Raw genomic sequence first — 20,671 nt, 5'->3', positions numbered from 1 at the left:
TTTCAGGACTCCGACAAGGTGGCACAACCTGCTGTGGCAGGCTGGTGCGTGGCAAGATGGTGGATGGCAAACCAGAGCTGACCGGCGGCGATGCCACCGTCATTGAGTGGCAGGGTTTCGCTGGTCAATACCTGCCGGCCGGCCGCTTCGAGAGCGGGCACCAGCTGGTCCATCAGCACCCGGTTTTGAAAGACGCCGCCCCCGAGCGCCACCGGATAGCCGGGGAAGCGCTCGGCCAGGGCGATGACCAGATTGCTGATGGCGCGGATAAAACCGGCGGCCAGGCTGGCGGTGGAGGTGCCTTGGCGCTGCTCGCTGACAAGGGTATGGATCAGCTCGGCCCACTGGATCTGCAGTGGCCCCTCTGTTGATTGGCTGAGATCAAAGGCGAGGGGGAAGGGCTGTTCATCGGGGGCCAACTGCAAGGCAGCTGCCTCCAGCAGGAGTCCGGCCTCGCCTTCGTAATCGGGGGTATCGATCACCCCCAACAGCGCCGCCACCGCATCGAACAGCCGACCGATGGAGCTGGTGTAAGGGGCGTTGCGGCCAAGGCGCCAGAGCTGGTGCAGGTTGCTGATCCGCTCAAGGGACTGATTGTTGATCAACGGAATATCGAGGGCGCTGATCTCCTCAGGAGTGTGCGATTCAAACAGCAGTCCCAGCAGCTGGCGTACCGGTTCGCTGATCGCCGCTTCGCCGCCGATCAGCTTGAAGGGGGTGAGGTGGGCAACGCGCGTAAAGCCCTGAATGTCTGCGATCAGCAGCTCGCCACCCCAGAGGGTGCCGTCATCGCCAAGGCCGGTGCCATCGAAGGCAACCCCCAGCACCGGGCCCGTGATGTCGTGCTCGGCCATTACTGCCAGCAGGTGGGCGTGATGGTGCTGCACCTCGAGATGGGTGGCATTCTGATCGCGGCAATAGCTTTTGGCCCACTGATGGCTGAGGTAGCCGGGGTGGCGATCCGAGACCAGCAGCTCCGGCTTGAGAGCGTAGAGATCGCGAAAGGTCGCCAGGGTCTGCTCGAAGTGCTCCTGCATCGGCAGGCTGTGCAGATCGCCGATATAGGGGCTGTAGATGCGCTGGCGGCCGAAGGCGAGCGCCAGCTGGTTCTTCTGCTGCGCCCCGACCGCCAACAGCGGCACCCTGACCGCCTCTTGCAGGCTGGGAGTGCAGGGGGCATAGCCCCGGGCCAGCCGCAACGTCTGGCGTCGCCCGCCTGCCCACTGCAGCAGACTGTCGTCGCACGGGTGCAGGATGGGGCGGTTGTGATCCAGGATGCCGTCAATCTCGCTGCCGAGTTCCCTGACCACCGCCTCGCACTCGATAAGGATTGGGCTGCCACGACCATTGGCGCTGGTGGCCACCAGCGGCATGGCGCAGGCATCCAGCAACAGCTGATGGAGCGGGGTATAGGGGAGCATGACGCCAAGGTAGGGGATGCCGGGGGCGATCCCCTCGGCCAGCGGCGCGGTTGTCAGTTTGGATTCTGACGGCCGATCATCGTTTTTGCGTTTGCGCAGCAAGGTGATGGGTCTGGCCTGAGAGGCGAGCAGCTTCCACTCGTCTTCGCTGCCGGTGACATGCAATTTGGCCTCGGCAAGGGAGCCCATCATCACCGCCAGCGGTTTGCGCGCGCGCCGTTTGAGCATTCGTAATCTGGCAACACTCTGTTCATTGCGGGCATCACACATCAGGTGATAACCCCCCATCCCCTTGACCGCAATCAGCGCTCCCGCCTGCAGGGCGCTTGCAGCGGCCCGCAGGGCATCCTCGCGCTCGGCCAGTGCATCGCCACGGCCATTTCGCCAGCTGAGATGGGGCCCGCACTCGGGGCAGCTCACCGGCTGGGCGTGGTAGCGTCTATCCAGCGGGTTTTCATAGGCCGCCGCACAGCGCGGGCACATGGCAAAGCTCGCCATGGCGGTATGGGGGCGGTCGTAGGGGAGGCGGCGGATGATGGTGTAGCGCGGGCCGCAGTGGGTGCAGTTGGTAAAGGGGTAGTGATGGTGGCGATCCGCCGGATTAGCCACATCCCGGGCGCACGCCTCGCACATCCCCTGATCCGGCGAGATGGCGACTGTGGCCGCGCTCTGCTGCTGGCTCGCTTTAATTCGAAACTGGCCATGAAATTGGCCATCGAAGTCGGGATCATCAGCGAGGGGCAGTTCCCGCTCGTTGAAGTGATCGATACGGCTCAGTGGCGGCGCAAGTTCCCGTAGTTCGCGGGCAAAGGTGGCGAGCTGATCAGGCGATCCTTCGGCGCCGATGGTGACGCCGTTGGCATCGTTCAACACATAGCCGATAAGGCCGTGGCGCAGCGCCAGCCCATAGACGAAGGGGCGAAAGCCCACCCCCTGTACGATGCCGTCGATATGAAATTCGCGGCGCAGCCGGTTGGTCACAGGATTGGCAGAGCCAGAGGGGGCGATGGTGGCGCTCATGCCGGCTCCATATCATCTTGAGTCTGCGGCAAGCGCAGCACCCGGCGCTCGTTCTCCTCGCGCCGTACCCAGCCATCCATCTCCATGCGCAGGCAGAATGGAATGGCGTATTTGCGCGACAAACCGGTGATCTCCTTGAGGGATGCCATGTCGATCAGATCTCCCACCTGCTGGCCCGCCAGCACGGCGGCAACCATCTGGTTGTAAAGGGCGGCGTCGTAGTAGATGGGGCCATCGAGCTGCACCAGATACTTGAGTCGTGCCAGATTGCGCAGCTGCTTTTGCAACGCGCCTTTTTGCTGCAAGCCCTGCTGCAGGGCCGCGGGCAGCTTGCGGGTGATAAAGGGATCCAGCTCCACGCCGCCGGGGCCCAGTTTACCGGGCTCGTAACCCTCCTTGCCTTGATCTCGCACCACCTTGAGTACCAGCTGCGCCTCTTCTCCCAGATCGTCTTCCGACTCGCCGCTGCCCGGTTGCCACTTGTCATGGTGCAAGCGAATTAGCTGCTCGCTCTTGAGCTGCTGGAGCAGGGCCTGAGTGACCGGCAGGGCGATGCCAAAGCGGGTTGCCAGCTCGGCGGCACTGAGCGGTTCGCTGGCCAGGGTGGTGAGCAGTTGATCGCGGCTTTGGGCCAGCCAGTGGTTGTCCAGCAGCCAGTCACCGAGAGGGCAGACCTGCTCGGGCCGCTGGTCAAAGCGGCTGGCCAGCACATAGCCATTGAGCCCCAGCTGCAGGGTGGCCGGGTTGTAGTGCTCCAAGTCATCAGGCAACTCGCCCAGCAGGGTGTGCAGCGCCTTGCGTCTGGCGGGATGGATGTCGCCGCACCAGACGATGCGGGCGCCGTGCAGCAGTTCGCTGCTGCCGTGGCGAATGATGGCGAGCGGCTGGCCAAAGAAGCAGGGGATGGGGCTGGTAAAGATCAGCCGCGCCAGTCGGGTATCCTTGATGGGGACGAAACGAGCCCGGCCATGCCAGCTGCCGAGGGCCACCTCGACCTCCTGCGTGCGCAGTGTCTTGCTACTCAGGCTCTCGGCGTTGAGGCGTACTATAAGGTGGGTTGCCGCCTCGCACTGGCCGACAGTGCTGGTAAGGCAGTGGCCGCGGGCCACCTCCTTGTGAGGCACTTTTTTAAGGCCCACCGCTACCCGGCAGACGGCGCCGATCTCCTCGACGCTCTGGTGATAGGCCTGCAGGGAGCGCACCTGCACTTCCCGATCGGCGGGGTAGAGGCGCAGCTTGTCCCCCACCTTGAGGCAGCCCTGTTGCAATGTGCCGGTGAGCACGGTACCGGTGCCATTGGCGGTAAAGACTCTGTCGACATACAGTCGTGGGGCGCACTGTTCGCGAGCCGCTTGTGAGGCTGGCAGATCGGCAAGCTGGTGCACGATGGCGGCGTGCAGGGCGGCCATATTCTCACCGGTCTTGGCGCTGACGCTGAGGATGTCGGGCACCATGCCGCTCTCATCCATCACCCGCTCCAGCAGGCTCTCTTCCAACAGCAAAAGCTCGTCGGGGCTGACCAGATCGCACTTGTTGATGCAGACCAGCAGACGCGGTACCCCCATCGCCTTGAGCAGGCGCAGGTGATCGCCGGTCATCGGCATCCACCCCTCGTCGGCGGCAATCACCAGCAGCACCAGATCCAGACTCCAGAGCCCCGCCACCATGTTGCGGATATAGCGCTCGTGGCCGGGCACGTCGATGACGCCTATGGTGTTGCCCTGACCGTCGTCGAAGTGGGCAAAGCCGAGATCTTGGGTCATGCCGATGGCCTGCTCATGGGTGCGGGCTGTGGTGATGCCGGTGAGGGTTTTGATCAGCAAGGTCTTACCGTGATCCACGTGGCCGGCAAGACCGATAACGGCGCGATAGGGGGTCATGGGATCAGGACTCCTCTGTTGCATTGATCGAGGCAGGTAGCAGCAGCTCGTCAAGCTGGGCGATCAACAGATCCATCTCGGTCGGCAGCAGGGTGGCCATATTGAGCAGCACCTTCTGCTGGCGCACGGTGGCAATCACCGGCACCGGCAGTTCGCGCAAATCATCGAGCAGCTGCTGGGCCGGGCGCGGGTCGGTGCATTCCAGCGCAGGGGCCGGGTAGAACTCGTCCGGCAAGGTGCCGCCACCGACCACCAGCTGGGCGGGGACCGGCACAAAGCAGCCGGGCAGGGCGGCCATCAGCTGATCGACTCTCGCCTGCATGGCAGCCGGGTTGCTTAAGGTGCGTTGGGCGATGCCCTCGCCGATGGAGGATTTGTTGAGCTTGTGGATGAGCAGCCGTTCCAGCAGGGAGTAGACGATGCGGCTCGGGCGGAAGGTGCGCATCATGGGGTGTTTTTCCAGCCGCTTGATGAGATCGCTGCGGCCGCTGATGATGCCCGATTGCGGGCCCCCCAGCAGCTTGTCGCCGGAGTAGCAGACCAGATCTGCCCCCGCCTTGATGTATTGGCGCACCGAGGTTTCGTTCGGCGCAAACTCCTCGGTGGTCAAGCCAGAGCCCTGATCCACCGCCAGCACCACGTGTTCGGGCAGGGCGCGGGCCACCTCGCCGATATCGGGGGATTCGGTAAAGCCGCGAATGGCGAAATTGGATTTGTGCACCATTAGCACCAGCGCGGTCTGATCGGTGATGGCATCGAGGTAATCCTTGGCGGTAGTGATATTGGTGGTGCCCACCTCCACCAGTTTGGCGCCGGAGAGGGCCAGAATATCGGGGATGCGAAAGCCGCCGCCAATCTGGATCTGCTCACCGCGCGAGACGATCACCTCACGCCCCTTGGCCACCTCTTGCAGCAGCAAGAAGAGGGAGGCGGCGTTGTTGTTGACCACCAGTGAATCTTCGGCCTGGGTGAGGCAACGGAGCAGGGGAGCGATCAGCCCCTTGCGCCCGCCGCGCTTGCCGGTGGCAAGATCCAGCTCCAGATTGTTGTAGCCGGTGTTGAGGTCACGCACCTCGTCCCACAGCTCGTGACTTAATGGTGAGCGCCCCAGATTGGTGTGCACCAGGGTGCCGGTGGCGTTGATCACCCGGGTCTGGCGCTGGCGCAACTGCTGTTGGCAGCGTTTGGCAATCAGCGCCTCGATCTGCTCGGGGGCGACGCCATGCTGGCGAAAATCTTCGCTCTGGCGTAGCTCGCTCAGGGTATCGCGCACCGCCTGGGTCACCAGCGGGCGGCTCAGCGCCTCGATAAACCCGGCGAGAAAGGGTTGCTGCAGCAGCTGTTCCACTTGGGGCAGACGGCGCGTTGGTTGCTGGCTGGGCTGTTGCAGTGAATCTGGCAGTGAATCGTCGGCAGCCGTACCTGATGCGGGCTGGCGGTGGGGGATTGCTGGCGCGTGAGACGAGTTCGGCATGGGATTACCAGTGCAGTGCGTGGGTTCGGGATGTGCACCGGTTTGTCGATAGAGAGACCGAGCTGACGGGTTATGGTACTGCTGGCGATTTGCGGATGACTGCAAACTGGGTGCATCAATGAGCGGGTATAAATTAATGCTGCATCGATGCTGATAAATTAATTTTTGGCCAGCGAGATAACCTGACTTCGGATTATATTGGCAAGCGGTAAGCACCTTTTTTAAGGTATTACTTCAAACGTATTTAACAAACAATGGAAATAACATCCTGGCTGAAAAAATCAGCGAGAGAGTATTTGTTCAATAGATAAATTTGGCGGAAGAGGCAGGAATCGAACCTGCCAAAGCCTTCTCGGCTCACATCGGTTTTGAAGACCGAGGAGGCCACCAGACCCCATCAACTTCCGTAACGGTCGCCATTTTGTGGCAAGTTTCTGTGACTGGCAACGCTTTTTTGTCATAAAAAATCGAGAGTTAGCGATTTTTTGAAAAAATAAAAGAACCTTGTTTTATATCAAGTTCAGCACAATTAGCCCGATGTTTTTAATTTAACATCGGGCCTCGATCACATTGCCGGAACCGTCGGTCAATAACGGTCGTTAACAACTCGCTAAATAATCACAGGTTGGCGTTGGCAATATTCCACCGCTCCAGTTTCTCTATTAACAAGTCGGTATCCTTGGCGGCATCAAGATGCTGATAAAGATAATCCATCGCCTCGCTCACCATCTCGGTCATCGGGAAGGAGAACGCCACGATGGCCGGTTGTACCCCGACAAAGATCACCTCGGGGACAAAGGTCTTGAGCTCGTCGATCAGGAAATTGAGCGGCATATTGTGGGTCGAGAAGATAAACATCTCGGCGATGGTCTCGGGGGGGATCACCTGCAGGGTTCCCGCCTTCTCGCCGATCTCGGCGGCATCCACCAGCACCACCCGCTCCGGTTGCAGCTCCCGCACCTTGTAGACCACATTTTCCGGCGCGATGCCGCCGTCGATATGGATCCAACCGGGCAGGGGGGCGGCTTGCAGTTTGTCGGCAAGATAGGGGCCGGCACCGTCGTCCCCCATCATGGCATTGCCCACGGTCAACACGAGATTGCAGCCCATCAGCGGCTCCTTACCATCAGGTACATATGGGGGTCGTTAAAGAGGGCGGTGAGCTGATCCATAAAGGTATTGGTCCAGCCCAGCTCCTGCTCATCGAGCAGATTGTCGGCTTTGCGCAGTCGGTCGAAGGCGCAGGCCAGCATATGGCAGTGCTCGCGATAGATGGTGATCTCGCCAAAGGTGAGAAACCCCTCCATCTTGCGGCGCGCTTCGCTCCCCTCTGGCAGCTTGGCTACCCAGTCGCGATAACCGGTCAGCGAGCAGACCAGGTCTGCTCGCAGGCAATCGACGATGCCAAGGTGATGGCCGATGGCGAGGCTGTAGTACATCACCTCCCTGGCCTCTTCCGGCACGTCGAACTGCTCGTCGACGAACTTGCGCGAGAGGCGATAGAAAAAAACCTCGTCAGCCATGTACCGCCTCTCCCTTGCCGGCCGCCCGGTTGAGGCAGGCATTTGCGAGGTTGTTGACGATCTCCGCCAGACGCGGATCGTCGTGCTGATCGAGGTAGCTCTGGATGCGCAGATCCACATCCTGCTGGGTCGCCCCTTCGAGCAGGGCCATAAACTCGTCGGCGATGATCCGCCCCTGCCGGTAACCGGCCATGCGGCGCGCTTCGCGCTCGATCATCACCCGGATTTCATTGGGGATGCCGGTGTGGCGCAGTTCGACCCGCTCACCCGGTTGCACCTCGTGGCTGGTGGCTTTGAGTTTCTGCTCAAGCAGGCCGAGCGCCACGGCAAAGCCGTAGATGGTGGCCGCCGGTGTCGGAGGGCAGCCCGGGATATAGACATCCACCGGCACGATCTTGTCGGTGCCGCCCCAGACGCAGTAGAGGTCGTGGAAGATGCCGCCGTCACAGCCGCAGGCGCCGTAGGCGATGCAGATCTTGGGATCGGGCGCCGCCTCGTAGGCGCGCAGGGCCGGCACCCGCATCGCCCGGGTCACCGCGCCGGTAAAGAGCAGGATGTCGGCGTGGCGGGGAGAGGCGACCACCTTGATGCCGAAACGCTCGGCATCAAACAGCGGGGTGATGGTGGCGAAGATTTCGATCTCGCAGGCGTTGCAGCCGCCGCAATCGACCCGGTAGACATAGGCCGAGCGGCGAATGTCCTTGAGCAGGGTCTTCTTGAGTTTGGTGATCTCGGGATCCTGTGCCAGCGGCACGGCGCGGGTATGGGCATGGCCGACAACCGGTTCTATGCCTTTGATCTTGCTCATCACATCCACTCCTGTTGTGTGGTCATCGGTGCGGCCATCGGTGTGGCTATCGGTGTGATCAGGGCCGAGTCAGGCTGGCTCAGCATGCTCTGTTTTCGTTTGCAGTCGGGGCAGTGGTGCAGTCGCTCTGGCGGCGCTAGCGGCTTGGCATCGCGAGCCAGCGGCGTGCCCGCCTGCTTGAGGGTGTCTTCCACCAGCGCCACCAGCTTGCTCGGGGCAAAGTAGGTGCCGCACAGGGTGCAGGGGGCCAGCGCGAAGCGGGCCTCCTCATAGAGGTCCGCCTTGTTGGTCACCGCCAGCTCGAACTCGGGTGAGAGCGCGATGGCGCGGGTCGGGCAGACCTCCTCGCAGCGGCCGCAGAAGATGCAGCGCGCCATGGAGATCTCCCAGCGGCGCTCGCCGGTCTCCATGTCCACTTCCATCACCAGCGCATTGGCCGGGCAGGCCTTGGTGCAGGCGGCGCAGGCGATGCACTGATCCGCCTGATATTTCGGTTTGCCGCGAAAATCCCGGTTCACCTCGTAAGGGGCGAAGGGGTACTTGGCGGTCGGGGTGCCAGCCTTGAGGATGGTCTTGAACAGCTTGATCATGATGACCCCTTATTTCAGCGGAGAGTGCTTGCGATCGATGCCGTAGCGCTCGATCTCCTTGTAGGAGACCACGGTGGATTTGCCCTTCTTGGGGTCGACCAGGGTGACCCGGTCCGTACAGGAGTAGCAGGGATCCAGACTGCCGATGATGAGCGGCGCATCCGCCACGGTATTGCCGCGCAGCATGTAGCGCAGGGCGGGCCAGTTGGCGTAGGTGGCGGCGCGGCAGCGCCAGCGGAACAGCTTCTGGTTATCTCCCGTCATGCTCCAGTGGACGTTCTCGCCGCGGGGCGCTTCGGTAAAGCCCAGCGCAAACTTGCCCGGCTGGTAGGTGAAGCCTTCGGTGAGCAGTGGCCCTTCCGGCAGGTGCTCGAGACCAAACTCAATCATGTCGAGGGAGTCGTAGAGCTCGTGGATGCGTACCAGTACCCGGGATTGCACGTCGCAACCCGCCTTGGTCTGGATCTCCATCGGCAGCTCGCGGTAGCCGGCAAAGTCGTGGACCCGGCGCACGTCGCGCTTGAAGCCGCTCGCCCGCACCATGGGGCCGACGCAACTGAAATCGCGGGCAATTTGCGGGTCGAGCTTGCCGATACCGATGAGACGGGAAGAGATGTTGGCGGTATCCAGCAGCATGGCCATCAGGGGTTTGAGCTCATCACGCAGTTCCCGCACCAGCTGGGCACCCTTGATGCGATCTTCCTTGAAGATGTCGCGGCGTACCCCGCCAATCAGGTTGAGGCCGTAGGTCTTGCGGGCACCGGTCAGCAGCTCGGCCAGGGTCATGGATTTCTCCCGCACCCGGAAGAACTGCATGAAGCCGGTGTCGAAACCGGTGAAGTGGCTCGACAGGCCGATGTTGAGGATATGGCTGTGCAGGCGCTCCACTTCCAGCAGCACGGCGCGGATCATCTTGGCCCGCTCCGGTACCGGAATACCCATGGCGTTCTCCACCGAGGTGGTGTAGGCGACGCTGTGGGTAAAGCCGCAGATGCCGCAGACCCGGTCGGTCAGGAAGGCCACTTCGTTGTAGCCCATCCGGGTTTCCGCCAGCTTCTCCATGCCGCGATGGACATAAAAGAGGCGGTAGTCGGCATCGATGATGTCTTCCCCATCGACGAACAGGCGAAAGTGGCCCGGTTCGTCCGAGGTGATGTGCAGCGGGCCGACCGGCACGATGCGGTTGGCATCACTGCCGAGCTCGTTGACGAAGGGGTAGGTCTCGGTGTCGGTGGTGGGCATCGGGCGCTGGCGGTAATCCATGGCGTCCTTGCGTAGCGGATGGATATCCTCCGGCCAGTCATCCGGCAGCACCAGACGGCGTTCATCCGGCAGACCGATGGCGCGCAGGCCGTACATGTCGCGGATCTCCCGCTCGCCCCACACCGCCGCCGGAATGGTCGGGGTGATGGAGGGGTACTCCTGGGTATCGGCATCCACCAGCACCTTGACGGTGATCCAGCACTTGGTGTCGCCCTCCATGGAGAAGACGTGGTAGACGGCGAAGTGGCCGTTGAGGCTGCGCTCGTCATTGGCAAAGGAGAGCGGAAGCCAGCCCCCCAGCTGGTGGAAGATCAGGCTGGCGGTTTCGACCAGACTGGTGGGCTTGACGGTAATGGTGGCCTGATCGGCGGTTTGCCACTCCTCGTCGACGATGGCGTGGGGCAGTTGTGCTCGCACCTGTTGGATGTAGTCGCAGCCGATGCGATCCGAAATGGCGATGGTCATGCAGTTCTCACTTTAATGTTCGGGAATGAGCATTCACAAATGATGAAATCGGAAAAAGTTGCTGTGCTGGCGGGCATGGCTCAGACCCCGACCAGATAGGCGAGCAGCGCCAGCAGGGCAAGCCCCAACCCGTAGCGGGTGAGCTTGTGGGTGCGCACGAACTGGGTACGGGCCATGGCGTTTTCGATGATGCCAGCCAGCAAAAAGGCCACCAGCAGCTTGCAGGCGAGGATCAGCGTCGCGCCGATGAGCGCGGGCAGACTCCAGTTGGCCGCCTTGCCAAAGGGCAGGAAAATCACCAGGAAGAGCTGCACCACCACCAGTTGCTTGAGGCCGATGGAGAGCTTGAGCAGGGCCAGGCCCGCACCGGAATACTCGGTGAGCGGCCCCTCTTGCAGCTCCTGCTCGGCTTCGGCGCAGTCAAAGGGCAGCTTGCCCATCTCGACAAACACCGCGAAGGCACAGGCGGCGCCAGCCAGCAGGGTGGCGATGGGCGCGGCCAGCGGCTGGGTCGCCACATAACTGCTGATATTGCCCAGATCCGAGCTGCCCACCATCATCGCCATGATGAAGCAGGCGAGCACCAGAATGGGCTCCACCAGAATGCCGAGGGTCAGTTCGCGGCGGGCGCCGATCCCTGCAAACATGCTGCCGCTGTCGAGCCCCGAGAGGGAGAAGAAGAAGCGGAAGATGGCAAACAGATAGATGTCGGTGATGAGATCCCCGGCGATGGGGAAGGGAGACTCGTGAGTCAGGGTCGGCAGCGCCATCGCGACCAGCAGCAAGGCGGCGATCAGCAACGCAGGCATCAGGTTGAAGATGATGCCGGCAGGCTCGGGGGTCACCTCCTGACGGCGCAGGAGCTTGGCGATATCCCGGTAATCCTGCAGCAGGCCCGGCCCCTGACGGGAGTGCATCTTGGCCCGCAGCACCCGGTTGAAACCGGTGGCGAGCGGTGCCAGCGCCAGCATGGCGATGGCCTGGGTCAGGGCGAGGGCAACCATGCCCCAGCTCGGCATTTCAAGAACAGGCATATCAGACTCCTACAGCCATCAGGATAAAGAGCATCAGCACAATGCCATTTATTAAAGAGAGCAGCGGCCAGCCGGTGTTGCCGGGGGTATCGCTCACCCCGTGCAGGGCGCTGGCCAGATCGAGCTGGGGCTGCTTGCGATAGAGCGGCGCGCAGAGTTGGCGCAAGGTGTGGGTGACACCGCCGGAGGTGAGGCTCATGCGCTCCTCATAGGCGTAACCACAGGCCCACGGGGTGCCGGCGTGACGACGACCGAGCTTGGGCCCCTTGAAGATGGCCAGTACCAGCAGCGGGCTGAGGAACAGCCCCAGCAAGGTGATGGCTATAACGGGCGGGGAGAGGATCGCTTGTGAGCTGTCGAGTGGCAGCAGGGTGGCGCCAGTGGCGACACTCATCTGGCTGACAACCAAGGCTTGGCCATAGCTGGCGATATGGGGGGCAATCCAGGGGGCGCCCAGACCCAGCACCAGACAGACCGCGGCCAGCAGCAGGGTGCCTGCCACCATGGCGCCCGGCACTTCGCGGGCGTGGCTCGCCTTCTCGCTGCGCGGGGCGCCGCAGAAGCAGATGCCGAACACCTTGACGAAACACATCACCGCCATGGCGCCGGTCACCGCCAGCATCACTACCGCGAGCGGCGCGACCACAGAGGTGCCGAGTTTGGTCATGGAAAGGAGCGACTGGTAGATAAACCACTCGCTGACAAAGCCGTTGAGCGGCGGCAGCGCCGAGATGGCCATGGCACCGATGAGGAACGCCAGCGCAGTCCAGGGCATCAGCTTGGCGAGGCCACCCATCTTGTCCATGTCGCGGGTGTGCAGGCGGAACATCACCGAGCCGGTGCCCATAAAGAGCAGGCTCTTGAAGATGGCGTGGTTGAGCAGGTGATAGAGGGCACCGAGCAGCCCCAGCACCACCAGCGCCGGTTGCTGATTGGCGATGCCGATCATGCCGATGCCCATCCCCATCAGGATGATGCCGATGTTCTCCACCGTGTGGTAGGCGAGCAGCCGCTTGAGGTCATGCTCGGCCAGCGCAAACAGCACCCCTAGCACCGCCGAGCAGGCACCGAAGATCAGCACCACATAGCCCCACCAGAGCTGGCTGGCGCCGAGAAAATCGATGCTGACTCGCAAGATGCCAAAGAGACCCAGCTTCACCATCACACCGGACATCAGCGCCGAGATATGGGAGGGAGCAACGGGCTCGGCCACCGGCAGCCAGCCGTGCAGCGGCACGAAACCGGCGCGCAGGCCAAAGCCGCAGAAGCTGAGCAGGAACACCAGGGATGCCAGGGCGCCCGCCAGATGGTGCTCGCGCAGCGCGGCGAACTCCAGCGAGCCGGATTCGCGGCAGAGCAGCCAGAAGGCGACCAGCACCAGCGCCATGCCGATATGGTTCATCACCAAGTAGAGACGGCTCTGTTTGGCGGCTTCCGGGTTGGTCTTGACCAGCCAGTAGGTGGTGAGGGTTACCAGCTCGTAGCAGAGCAAGAAACCGAGAGCGTTGTCGGCCAGCACCATGCCCACCATGGCGAACAGGAAGAGGTTCATCAGCGCGCCGATGGCCACATCCCCCTTGCCCTGATATTCGCGGATATAGGCAAAGGAGTAGAGGGCGACGGCGACCCCGACGGTGCTAATCACCAGCAGCATCAGCGCGGAGAGCATGTCGAGGTGAACCGAACCCAGCAGCCAGAGTTGGCCATCGACGGGTGCGCCATGAGCAAAGGTCTGGATGGCGGCGACCAGACCCGAGAGCGACCCCAACAGGGCAAAGCCACTGTTGAGGCGGTTGGCCAGTGCGGGCAGCTTTTGCAGGAGCAAACCGGCGGCAGCGCCCAGCAAAAAGAGCAGGAGCGTAGCCATTACAAGGGGGGACAACATCAGCGGGCTCCCTCTGTGGTGGATAAATCGAATGCAGGGAGCGCCGTGGCGGGTGCCGAAAAGGCGGAGGCCCCTTGCGGGTTGGTGTCGGCCGCTTGCTGGCGACGGATACGGGCGGCGCGTTCGGTGTCGCCGTCATTGACCAGCTTCAGTGCCTGGGAGGGGCAGGCTCCGACACAGGCGGGGCCTTCGGCGCGAAACTCGCACAGGTCACACTTGACCGCGATGCTGCGCACGCCCGGCTCCCAGCTCAGCAGATCCTCGCCAAAGCAGCGCAGGCCTGCGGAGGTAGAGGGGTTGCTGGAGCGGATGGAGCAGGGGATATAGGTGTCGTAGCTGTTGGCCATGGCCACCGGACGGCTGCCGCCGCTCTGGATGGCGCCAAAGGGGCAGGCCACGGCGCAGAGATTGCAGCCGATGCAGAGCGACTCATTGAGTTGCACGCAATCGCCGGTCTGGCGAATTGCCTCGACCGGGCACACCTTGATGCAGGGGGCATCGTCACAGTGACGGCACTGAACCGGCATGGTTGCCTGCTCGTGTCGCATAACGGTTAAACGGGGGGCTTGCTGCAAACCTTGCGCCTTGTGTACTTCACTGCAGGCCGCCATACAGGTGCCACAGCCGATACAAAGCTTGGGGTCAGCGATAACGAAGCGGTTCATAGCCTACCTTGTCGTGTCGCGAACGGAGAAAGTAGGGGCATGTTGGCAAGATACGGGCCAGAATAACCATCAGCGTAAAATTTGCTTCAGTTCTTTGTTTTTAAAGGGATTTAAATTTTGAATTGCGCCATGACGAAAAGGCGGAACGGTGTCGAAGTGTGATGTTCGTCACTTGTGACGCCGCCGCCGGGAGGGCTCGTCACCCCCGAAAATGTGGTATGGGTAGGCTTGGAGTGGGCAGTTACACAGAATTATTTACAAGCTCTATATACAGCCAGATACGGCCAGATACAGCCAGACTCGCCCTCATCACTACAACGGTGGAGTAACCCCCAATGAATCTGAGCGGCAGTACTGGGCTGCTTATAAAACCGTGGCCAGTATTACTTGACCACTACAACCAGCCGGTTGGCAAGCTGCCTGGCTTTGCCAGCAGCCTTCTCTTTCTCCAGTTGGTTGACCAGATCCACCACATCGCAGCAACGCACTCACTTGCCCCGACGCACTGCATTGCGTCCCAGGGGGATGGCCAAGTGGGTTTTACCCGCCCCGGTTCCACCGATCGGCTGCAGATTGCGCTTCTGTTCCTGGAGGTCGCCCCAACGAGTGGGTAGACAACCGGATTCACACAGACAGAGCAAATCCACAAAAGCGAACGTTTGCATGGATTCATGCATTCCTATATTTATCTTGACCAAAAGCAGCTCTCTGTTTCACCCTGCGCTACAGGGTAATACTCGGAAAGAAAAGGAAGCCCCATGCCAATGTTGACTCGCTTTGTCCCCCGTTTTCGCAGCACTTTCCACTGTATCGGCCCGGCGTGCGAAGAGCATTGCTGTCAGGGATGGTCGATACAGATAGACAAGCCCACCTTTCGGCTCTACTGGTTTAGCGATGATGAGCGGATCCGCGCCACGGCCCGTGGATGCCTTCAAAAAACCAAAAGCAGTAATGATGACTGGGGGCGGGTGAAGCTCGATGAACAAGGAGTATGCCCTTTTCTCGACAGCGACAAGTTGTGCTCCATTCATCGCAGCCTTGGCGAATTGGCACTAAGCAATACCTGCTCGACGTACCCGCGCAGCACGGTCACCTTTCTCAATCAACAAAAAGAGAGTCTCACCCTCTCTTGCCCCGAAGCCTGCCGTCAGCTGCTCTTCGATCCTGATGCCATGCTGATCGAAACCCAGGAGCAGACGGTCGCCTCCCTCTCCCAGGCAGTGCCGGATGCGGCTCAGCGGCTCAATCAACTCAGCTATCAGATTGCAATGACCCAGGAACTCTCCCTGGAGATGCGGCTGTGGATGATAGGGATGTTGATCCACCACGACGAGGGTAACTCTTCTTACGAGCAGTTTCTCGATGAGCTGGTTGTACTGCTGGAGAAAGGGCAACTGCAGGCCATGTACGACACCCTTCCCTCACTGCCCCATGTGCAATGGTGGGCTCTGAGAACCCTGACCCATCTGCTGCTGCAGTCCAACGATACCAACCACAGGGGAAGGGCAATGATTGAAGAGTGCCTGGACACGCTCTACAAGTTGCTCGATGGTGAATATGACCAAGAGAAGATGGCCTTCTTCCCGCGCCTGTGGCGAGAACAGGTCGCCCCCTTTCTGGCCGAGCGTCCCCAACTGCTGGATAACTACTTGCTCTACCAGATCTACCACTTCAATTTTCCCTATCACAGTTCGAAATCGATGGAGACTGCCTATCGTCTGCTGGTCGCAGATCAGTTTTTGCTACGCAGTTACTTCTGTCTGCTGGCGCATCAAGGAGAGCTAACCGAAGAGAAAGTAATCAAACTGGTCTATAGCTATCACGCTCGCCGCCAGCACAACCTCAGCTTCGAACAGGAGTTGGCCACCGGATTACTCGAGACGGGGTTTAGCTCAGATATCACGCTCTATGCGCTGCTGAATCTTTCCTAAATAGTGCGCAGGTGGGTGTAGATTCTCGCTGTTTTAAAACGTCGATTAGCGAAGCGTAATCGGACGCACGAGAACGGAAATATATCGGCAGCATGCGGGGAGCAGGGTGCAAAGAACGAAGTGAATTGCACCGTTTGCAGCATATAGTCGTGGTGGTTTGTTCCCTTCTCCCCTTGCGGGAGAAGGGCTGGGGATGAGGGGGCGGTAATCGGGGTTAACGGAAACAAGAGAGGGAGGCCAATGCCTCCCTCTCTATTTGCTGACGTTTTCTATGCCATCAAGAGGCCATCAACCCGCCATCAGATATCCACCTGCGATCCCAGTTCGATAACCCGGTTGGGCGGGATCTCGAACTGATCCGGCGCCCGCAGGGCGTTGCGCTGCAGCAGCATAAAGAGCTTGCCGCGCAGATAGAGATACCAGGGGCGGTCTTTCATGATGAGCGACTCGTGGGCCATAAAGAACGAGGTCTCCATCATCCGGCAGCTGAGACCCTCGGCGTTGCAGCGGTGGAAGATCTCCTCCACGTTGGGGGTCTCGCGCCAGCCGTAGCTGGCCACCACCCGCCAGAAGGTGGGGGAGAGCTGCTCGATGCAGACCCGGCGCACATTGTGGACGTAGGGCACCTCTTCCACCCGCAGGGTGAGCAGGATGATCCGCTCGTGCAGCACCTTGTTGTGCTTGAGGTTGTGCAGCAGCGCATGGGGGATCACATTGACCACCCGAGACATATAGACGGCAGTGCCAGCCACCCGGGTCGGCGGGGACTTTTCCAGCGAGGCAATCATCGGCTCAAGGGAGTTGCCGTGCTCGTTGAGGCGACGAATAAGCTGGAAACGCTCGCTCTTCCAGCTGGTCATCACGGTGAACATCACCGCGCCCAGAGTGAGCGGCAGCCAGCCGCCGGAGAAGATCTTGGCGAGGTTGGCGGCAAACAGCGGAACGTCGATACAGAGCAGCGCGGCAAACAGGATGGCCACCAGATACTTGTTCCAGTGCCAGCTGTTCTTGGCCACCGAGCAGGAGAGGATGGAGGTGAGCACCATGGTGCCGGTCACCGCGATGCCGTAGGCCGCCGCCAGATTGCTGGAGTGCTCGAAGCTCATGATGACGATCACCACCGAGAGATAGAGCATCCAGTTGATGACCGGAATATAGATCTGGCCGGACTCCAGCTCTGAGGTGTGAACGATGCGAATAGGGGAGAGATAACCGAGGCGCACCGCCTGCCGGGTCAGCGAAAAGACCCCGGAGATCACCGCCTGCGAGGCGATCACCGTCGCCATGGTTGCCAAGAGCAGCAGCGGCACCAGCGCCCATTTCGGTGCGAGCAGGAAGAAGGGGTTGGTAATGGCCGCCGGATTGCTTAGCAGCAGCGCACCCTGACCGAAGTAGTTGAGCACCAGGGAGGGCAGCACCACGATAAACCAGGCGAGGCGAATTGGATTCTTGCCAAAGTGGCCCATATCCGCGTAGAGCGCCTCCACCCCGGTGATGGCCAGCACCACGGCGCCGAGGGCAAAGAAAGAGGTGGTCTGGTACTGGATAAAGAAGCGCACCGCCCAGATGGGGTTGAGCGAGCCCAGCACCTCCGGGTTGTGGATGATGCCGCGCAGCCCCAGCACCGCCAGCGTCATAAACCAGATCAGCATGATGGGGGCAAACAGCCTGCCCACCATGGCGGTGCCATGTTTCTGGATGGCAAACAGCAGGGTCAGCACCAGCACCGAGAGGGTGACGATATAGGGGTCGAGGGCGGGGGTGAGAATGCTCAGACCCTCGATGGCCGACATCACCGACATCGCCGGGGTGATCACCACCTCGCCATAGAAGAAGCTGCCGCCAATCAGGCCGAGGATGATCAGCAGCGGCGTCCAGCGGGTGGAGGCGTTGCGGGTTGCCAGCGACATCAGGGTGAGAATGCCACCCTCACCTGCGTTGTCGGCCCGCATCACAAAGGAGAGGTACTTGACCGACACCACCAGGATCAGCAGCCAGAAGATCAGCGAGAGAAAGCCGAGAATGGAGGCCGGCTCGACGCCGAACCCGAATTGACCTGACAGGCACTCGCGCAAGGTATAGAGCGGGCTGGTGCCGATATCGCCATAGACTACGCCAATCGCCGCCAGCATGACGCCGGACATGGCTTGTTGTTTATCACAGTTCATGAGTTCATCTTGTCAGTTTGATGTTTACACGTTTGCCAACGCACAGCTGCCCGACCTACCAAGAGAGTCGTGATATTTAATCGGGAGAGAATTAATGGATTGCGATGGGAAAGGGCGCTAACGGAATAGTGATCTGCTTGTCATGGAACACAGTCTGTTCATCTGTCGTTAAGCTTATAATGACACACACTCTGCGGGTTCATGCTCAGGTATAAATAATCAAAACGTCCTTTTGAGTAAGGTTATTAATTGGCCGTTGATTGAAATATTCATGCGCTCTGCGGGCAACCGTTTGTTTTATCTGGGGAAGTGGTTTGGCCACTATTTTTTACCGAAGTGAGTGAAAAATAGACGATAAAATAGTGACTAATTAATTGCTGGCAGGATGGCAAAGGGGAGGGCGTTGGGTAGCGATGGAGTCTTTATTTGGTAGGGGAAAACGTAGGGTGCAATGAACGAAGTGAATTGCACCAAGTATTAAAAGAGGCAAGAGGTGCAATGCGCTGCGCTTATTGCACCCTACAGTGTTATTTTTACGAACTCATTTCAGCACATTTTATGGTGTGATACTTGGCTACCTTTATTAATTCGGTTGTATGCTCAGGGTATTTTTGCTGCAAGAAGCAGATGGCGTCAGCCAAGGTAATTTGATGCAGATTAAAGCAGCTATCAAAAACCAACGCTCGTATTTGTTCAATAAAACCACCGGGATCATGATGGGTGGCGCACGAGTTCCACAAATTTAAATCCAGTTCATCATCAGGGTCTTCAAGGGGACTGACGGCTTGTAAATTGAGGTTGCCCAGCATGGTATTATATTGAGCATCAGATAACGAGGTTTTGCAGCGAACTATCCAGGCCAAAGTGATCAGGTTATGGCCAAAAAAGCCGGGCTGCTGCAAACAGAAGTGCAATACATCCTCTAATGTTACCGGCTGTCCGGTTGTGATCACCTCACCGCGTTCTCTATTTTCTTCATTAGGAAAGGTAGCGGTGACAAACTCCGTGACACGATTTAAAAATGCAGGCACCCACTCGGGAGGAAGGATGTTGTATATCTCATTGAGCGCAAGAAAAATGGTAACATTATGGGATAAATACTCAGGTTTTCTAGCCGCCTTATCGATATAGAATTCAAAAATATCGTGAAAGCCGTATTCAGCATGCCACTGTGAAACAGCCTGATAGGCAGCGGGATAGATACCACGCGCCAGAATACGATGTCTGCGCACATCGGAGAAAGCGACAGGCTGCACACTATCGGTAAGTACCGTTGAAACCAGCAACCCATCCTTGGCAATCAATTTGGCGGTTTGTTGCCACAAGGCTTCCGGTTGTCCAAGGTGCTTCGCAAGAAATTGAGCTGATGCATAGGCTTTTAATGCATGTGGCTGATGAATAACAGCACTGCTATGTACTGCTTGCTCAAGTAGTTCCCGAGATGTCATTAATCCTCCATGAATTTAGCGTTTTCCTTAAGGGGCTGGCAACGCATCACCCGCAAACACAACAACCGTAGGGTGTAATGAACGAAGTGAATTGCACCGTATAATTAAATATGCAAGAGGTGCAATGCGCTGCGCTTATTGCACCCTACAGTAATTACTACTCTCCATGATAGTGCTTCAATAAAAAGTAGCGGTCAGGACTATCTTTAACGCCGCTCACTTTACCGACGATTTTAAATCCCATTTTTTCATAAAATTTGGGTGCCTGAAATGACAGAGTATCGACTTGAGCAGCGATACATCCCCGTTTTTGTGCCTCGCGTTCAGCAATCACCATTAATTTAATGCCAAGCCCCTGTCCTCGCTTGTCATCGTGTACCCAAAGCACCTCGATCAAAAATTGATGATAAATGGTTCGTCCGGCAATGCCACCCACAATCTCGTCGTTATCATTACGAATAATCACCATTAATGGTTGGGATCGCTCCTCACCCATATTCTTAAAGTTGAATTGTCTGAGATTATTAACAAGTACGGAGAATATTTCTTCCTGAGACTCGCTGTAAATTTCAATGTTCATAACTTAACCTTGGTAATTTATTGGCATTTGATAGCGAGCAACATCGAAGCCAAACATTTCTTGCCTATCAATGAACTCAAAACCAAACTGCTCATAGAAATTTCTTAAACGTACTCTGTCTCCGTGGCAATCACACCTTAAGCAAGTACATCCCAGATGTTTCCCAAGTGATAATATTTCAGCAAGGGCTAATGTGCCCAATCCTTTTGAGTTATGTGCATCACCTATTGCTAATTTGTGAAAAAATAAGCTGCCTGGAGTGGAAAAATCTTTCCAAAAAACATCGTAATCGAAACTAATAAATACACAACCTACAAAATCACGATCATGTTGTAAGAGATAGAGGCTTTCGAAAGAGTATGATTTTTTCAGTGAGAATATATTGACTTGCTCATATGTCCACAATGGAACTCCATTCTTGTTGCATCTCGCGACTGTCTGAGTGAGTAAATTGGAAGCTATTTCCCAATGTTCATTTTTTGAAGCTTTGACCAATTCCATTTGTTATCCAATGAA

Annotated in this window: 17 protein-coding genes and 1 tRNA gene; 1 reads left to right on the top strand and 17 read right to left on the bottom strand. The window is 58.9% G+C overall.

Going from position 1 to position 20,671, the window contains the following annotated elements; genetic code table 11:
- Nucleotides 1-2 precede the first annotated feature (2 nt).
- The 13 genes from hypF to ACW5W8_RS12800 form a co-directional block, all read right to left on the bottom strand.
- On the bottom strand, nt 3-2,441 hold the full coding sequence (hypF, locus tag ACW5W8_RS12860; protein WP_498628213.1) for a carbamoyltransferase HypF: 2,439 nt from the start codon (nt 2,439-2,441) through the stop codon (nt 3-5).
- Nucleotides 2,438-4,321: a selenocysteine-specific translation elongation factor gene (selB, locus tag ACW5W8_RS12855; protein WP_498628212.1), complete on the bottom strand. Its 1,884-nt coding sequence runs from the start codon at nt 4,319-4,321 to the stop codon at nt 2,438-2,440. Before selB ends, hypF begins: the two co-directional genes overlap by 4 nt.
- Nucleotides 4,322-4,325: 4 nt before the next feature.
- On the bottom strand, nt 4,326-5,795 hold the full coding sequence (selA, locus tag ACW5W8_RS12850; RefSeq protein ID WP_498628211.1) for an L-seryl-tRNA(Sec) selenium transferase: 1,470 nt from the start codon (nt 5,793-5,795) through the stop codon (nt 4,326-4,328).
- Between the two features lie 314 nt (nt 5,796-6,109).
- Nucleotides 6,110-6,201, bottom strand: a tRNA-Sec gene (locus ACW5W8_RS12845).
- Nucleotides 6,202-6,413: 212 nt separating this feature from the next.
- Nucleotides 6,414-6,905 carry a hydrogenase maturation peptidase HycI gene (gene hycI, locus ACW5W8_RS12840; protein ID WP_498628210.1) on the bottom strand — a complete coding sequence of 164 codons (492 nt, stop codon included), beginning with the start codon at nt 6,903-6,905 and terminating at the stop codon, nt 6,414-6,416.
- A complete protein-coding gene (locus tag ACW5W8_RS12835; protein WP_005351509.1) occupies nt 6,905-7,318 on the bottom strand; it encodes a formate hydrogenlyase maturation HycH family protein in 414 nt (137 codons plus the stop codon). The genes hycI and ACW5W8_RS12835 overlap by 1 nt, the downstream gene beginning before the upstream one ends.
- Nucleotides 7,311-8,126, bottom strand: a complete 816-nt coding sequence (locus tag ACW5W8_RS12830; RefSeq protein ID WP_005301886.1) for an NADH-quinone oxidoreductase subunit B family protein — start codon at nt 8,124-8,126, stop codon at nt 7,311-7,313. The genes ACW5W8_RS12835 and ACW5W8_RS12830 overlap by 8 nt, the downstream gene beginning before the upstream one ends.
- Nucleotides 8,126-8,716, bottom strand: coding sequence for a formate hydrogenlyase complex iron-sulfur subunit (locus tag ACW5W8_RS12825; protein WP_408843831.1), 591 nt, complete (start codon nt 8,714-8,716; stop codon nt 8,126-8,128). Before ACW5W8_RS12825 ends, ACW5W8_RS12830 begins: the two co-directional genes overlap by 1 nt.
- A 9-nt stretch (nt 8,717-8,725) precedes the next feature.
- Nucleotides 8,726-10,444, bottom strand: coding sequence for a hydrogenase large subunit (locus ACW5W8_RS12820; protein ID WP_498628209.1), 1,719 nt, complete (start codon nt 10,442-10,444; stop codon nt 8,726-8,728).
- An 80-nt stretch (nt 10,445-10,524) separates the two neighbouring features.
- On the bottom strand, nt 10,525-11,478 hold the full coding sequence (locus ACW5W8_RS12815; RefSeq protein WP_498628208.1) for a respiratory chain complex I subunit 1 family protein: 954 nt from the start codon (nt 11,476-11,478) through the stop codon (nt 10,525-10,527).
- 1 nt (nt 11,479) lies between these two features.
- The gene (gene hyfB, locus ACW5W8_RS12810) at nt 11,480-13,363 is read right to left on the bottom strand and encodes a hydrogenase 4 subunit B (RefSeq protein ID WP_498628207.1); all 1,884 of its coding nucleotides are present in this window, start codon (nt 13,361-13,363) and stop codon (nt 11,480-11,482) included.
- Nucleotides 13,363-14,028 (bottom strand): 4Fe-4S dicluster domain-containing protein, encoded by a 666-nt coding sequence (locus ACW5W8_RS12805; RefSeq protein ID WP_498628206.1) that lies wholly within the window; start codon nt 14,026-14,028, stop codon nt 13,363-13,365. The genes hyfB and ACW5W8_RS12805 overlap by 1 nt, the downstream gene beginning before the upstream one ends.
- A gap of 488 nt (nt 14,029-14,516) precedes the next feature.
- On the bottom strand, nt 14,517-14,693 hold the full coding sequence (locus tag ACW5W8_RS12800) for an ATP-binding protein (protein WP_498628205.1): 177 nt from the start codon (nt 14,691-14,693) through the stop codon (nt 14,517-14,519).
- 93 nt (nt 14,694-14,786) lie between these two features.
- On the opposite strand from ACW5W8_RS12800, the gene fliB reads away from it, so the two are divergent.
- A complete protein-coding gene (fliB, locus tag ACW5W8_RS12795; RefSeq protein ID WP_498628204.1) occupies nt 14,787-15,959 on the top strand; it encodes a flagellin lysine-N-methylase in 1,173 nt (390 codons plus the stop codon).
- A gap of 299 nt (nt 15,960-16,258) precedes the next feature.
- On the opposite strand, the gene kup is transcribed toward fliB, so the two are convergent.
- The 4 genes from kup to ACW5W8_RS12775 all read right to left on the bottom strand — a co-directional run bounded on the left by kup (nt 16,259) and on the right by ACW5W8_RS12775 (nt 20,656).
- Entirely contained in the window at nt 16,259-18,127 is a 1,869-nt protein-coding gene (kup, locus tag ACW5W8_RS12790; protein WP_498628203.1) for a low affinity potassium transporter Kup, read from the bottom strand.
- 533 nt (nt 18,128-18,660) lie between these two features.
- On the bottom strand, nt 18,661-19,575 hold the full coding sequence (locus ACW5W8_RS12785) for a hypothetical protein (protein WP_498628202.1): 915 nt from the start codon (nt 19,573-19,575) through the stop codon (nt 18,661-18,663).
- Between the two features lie 157 nt (nt 19,576-19,732).
- The gene (locus ACW5W8_RS12780; protein ID WP_498628201.1) at nt 19,733-20,155 is read right to left on the bottom strand and encodes a GNAT family N-acetyltransferase; all 423 of its coding nucleotides are present in this window, start codon (nt 20,153-20,155) and stop codon (nt 19,733-19,735) included.
- A 3-nt stretch (nt 20,156-20,158) separates the two neighbouring features.
- Nucleotides 20,159-20,656, bottom strand: a complete 498-nt coding sequence (locus ACW5W8_RS12775; protein ID WP_498628200.1) for a GNAT family N-acetyltransferase — start codon at nt 20,654-20,656, stop codon at nt 20,159-20,161.
- Between the last annotated feature and the right edge of the window lie 15 nt (nt 20,657-20,671).

Source organism: Aeromonas aquatilis, from assembly GCF_054052405.1.
This window is presented reverse-complemented; position numbering and strand designations above follow the sequence as displayed.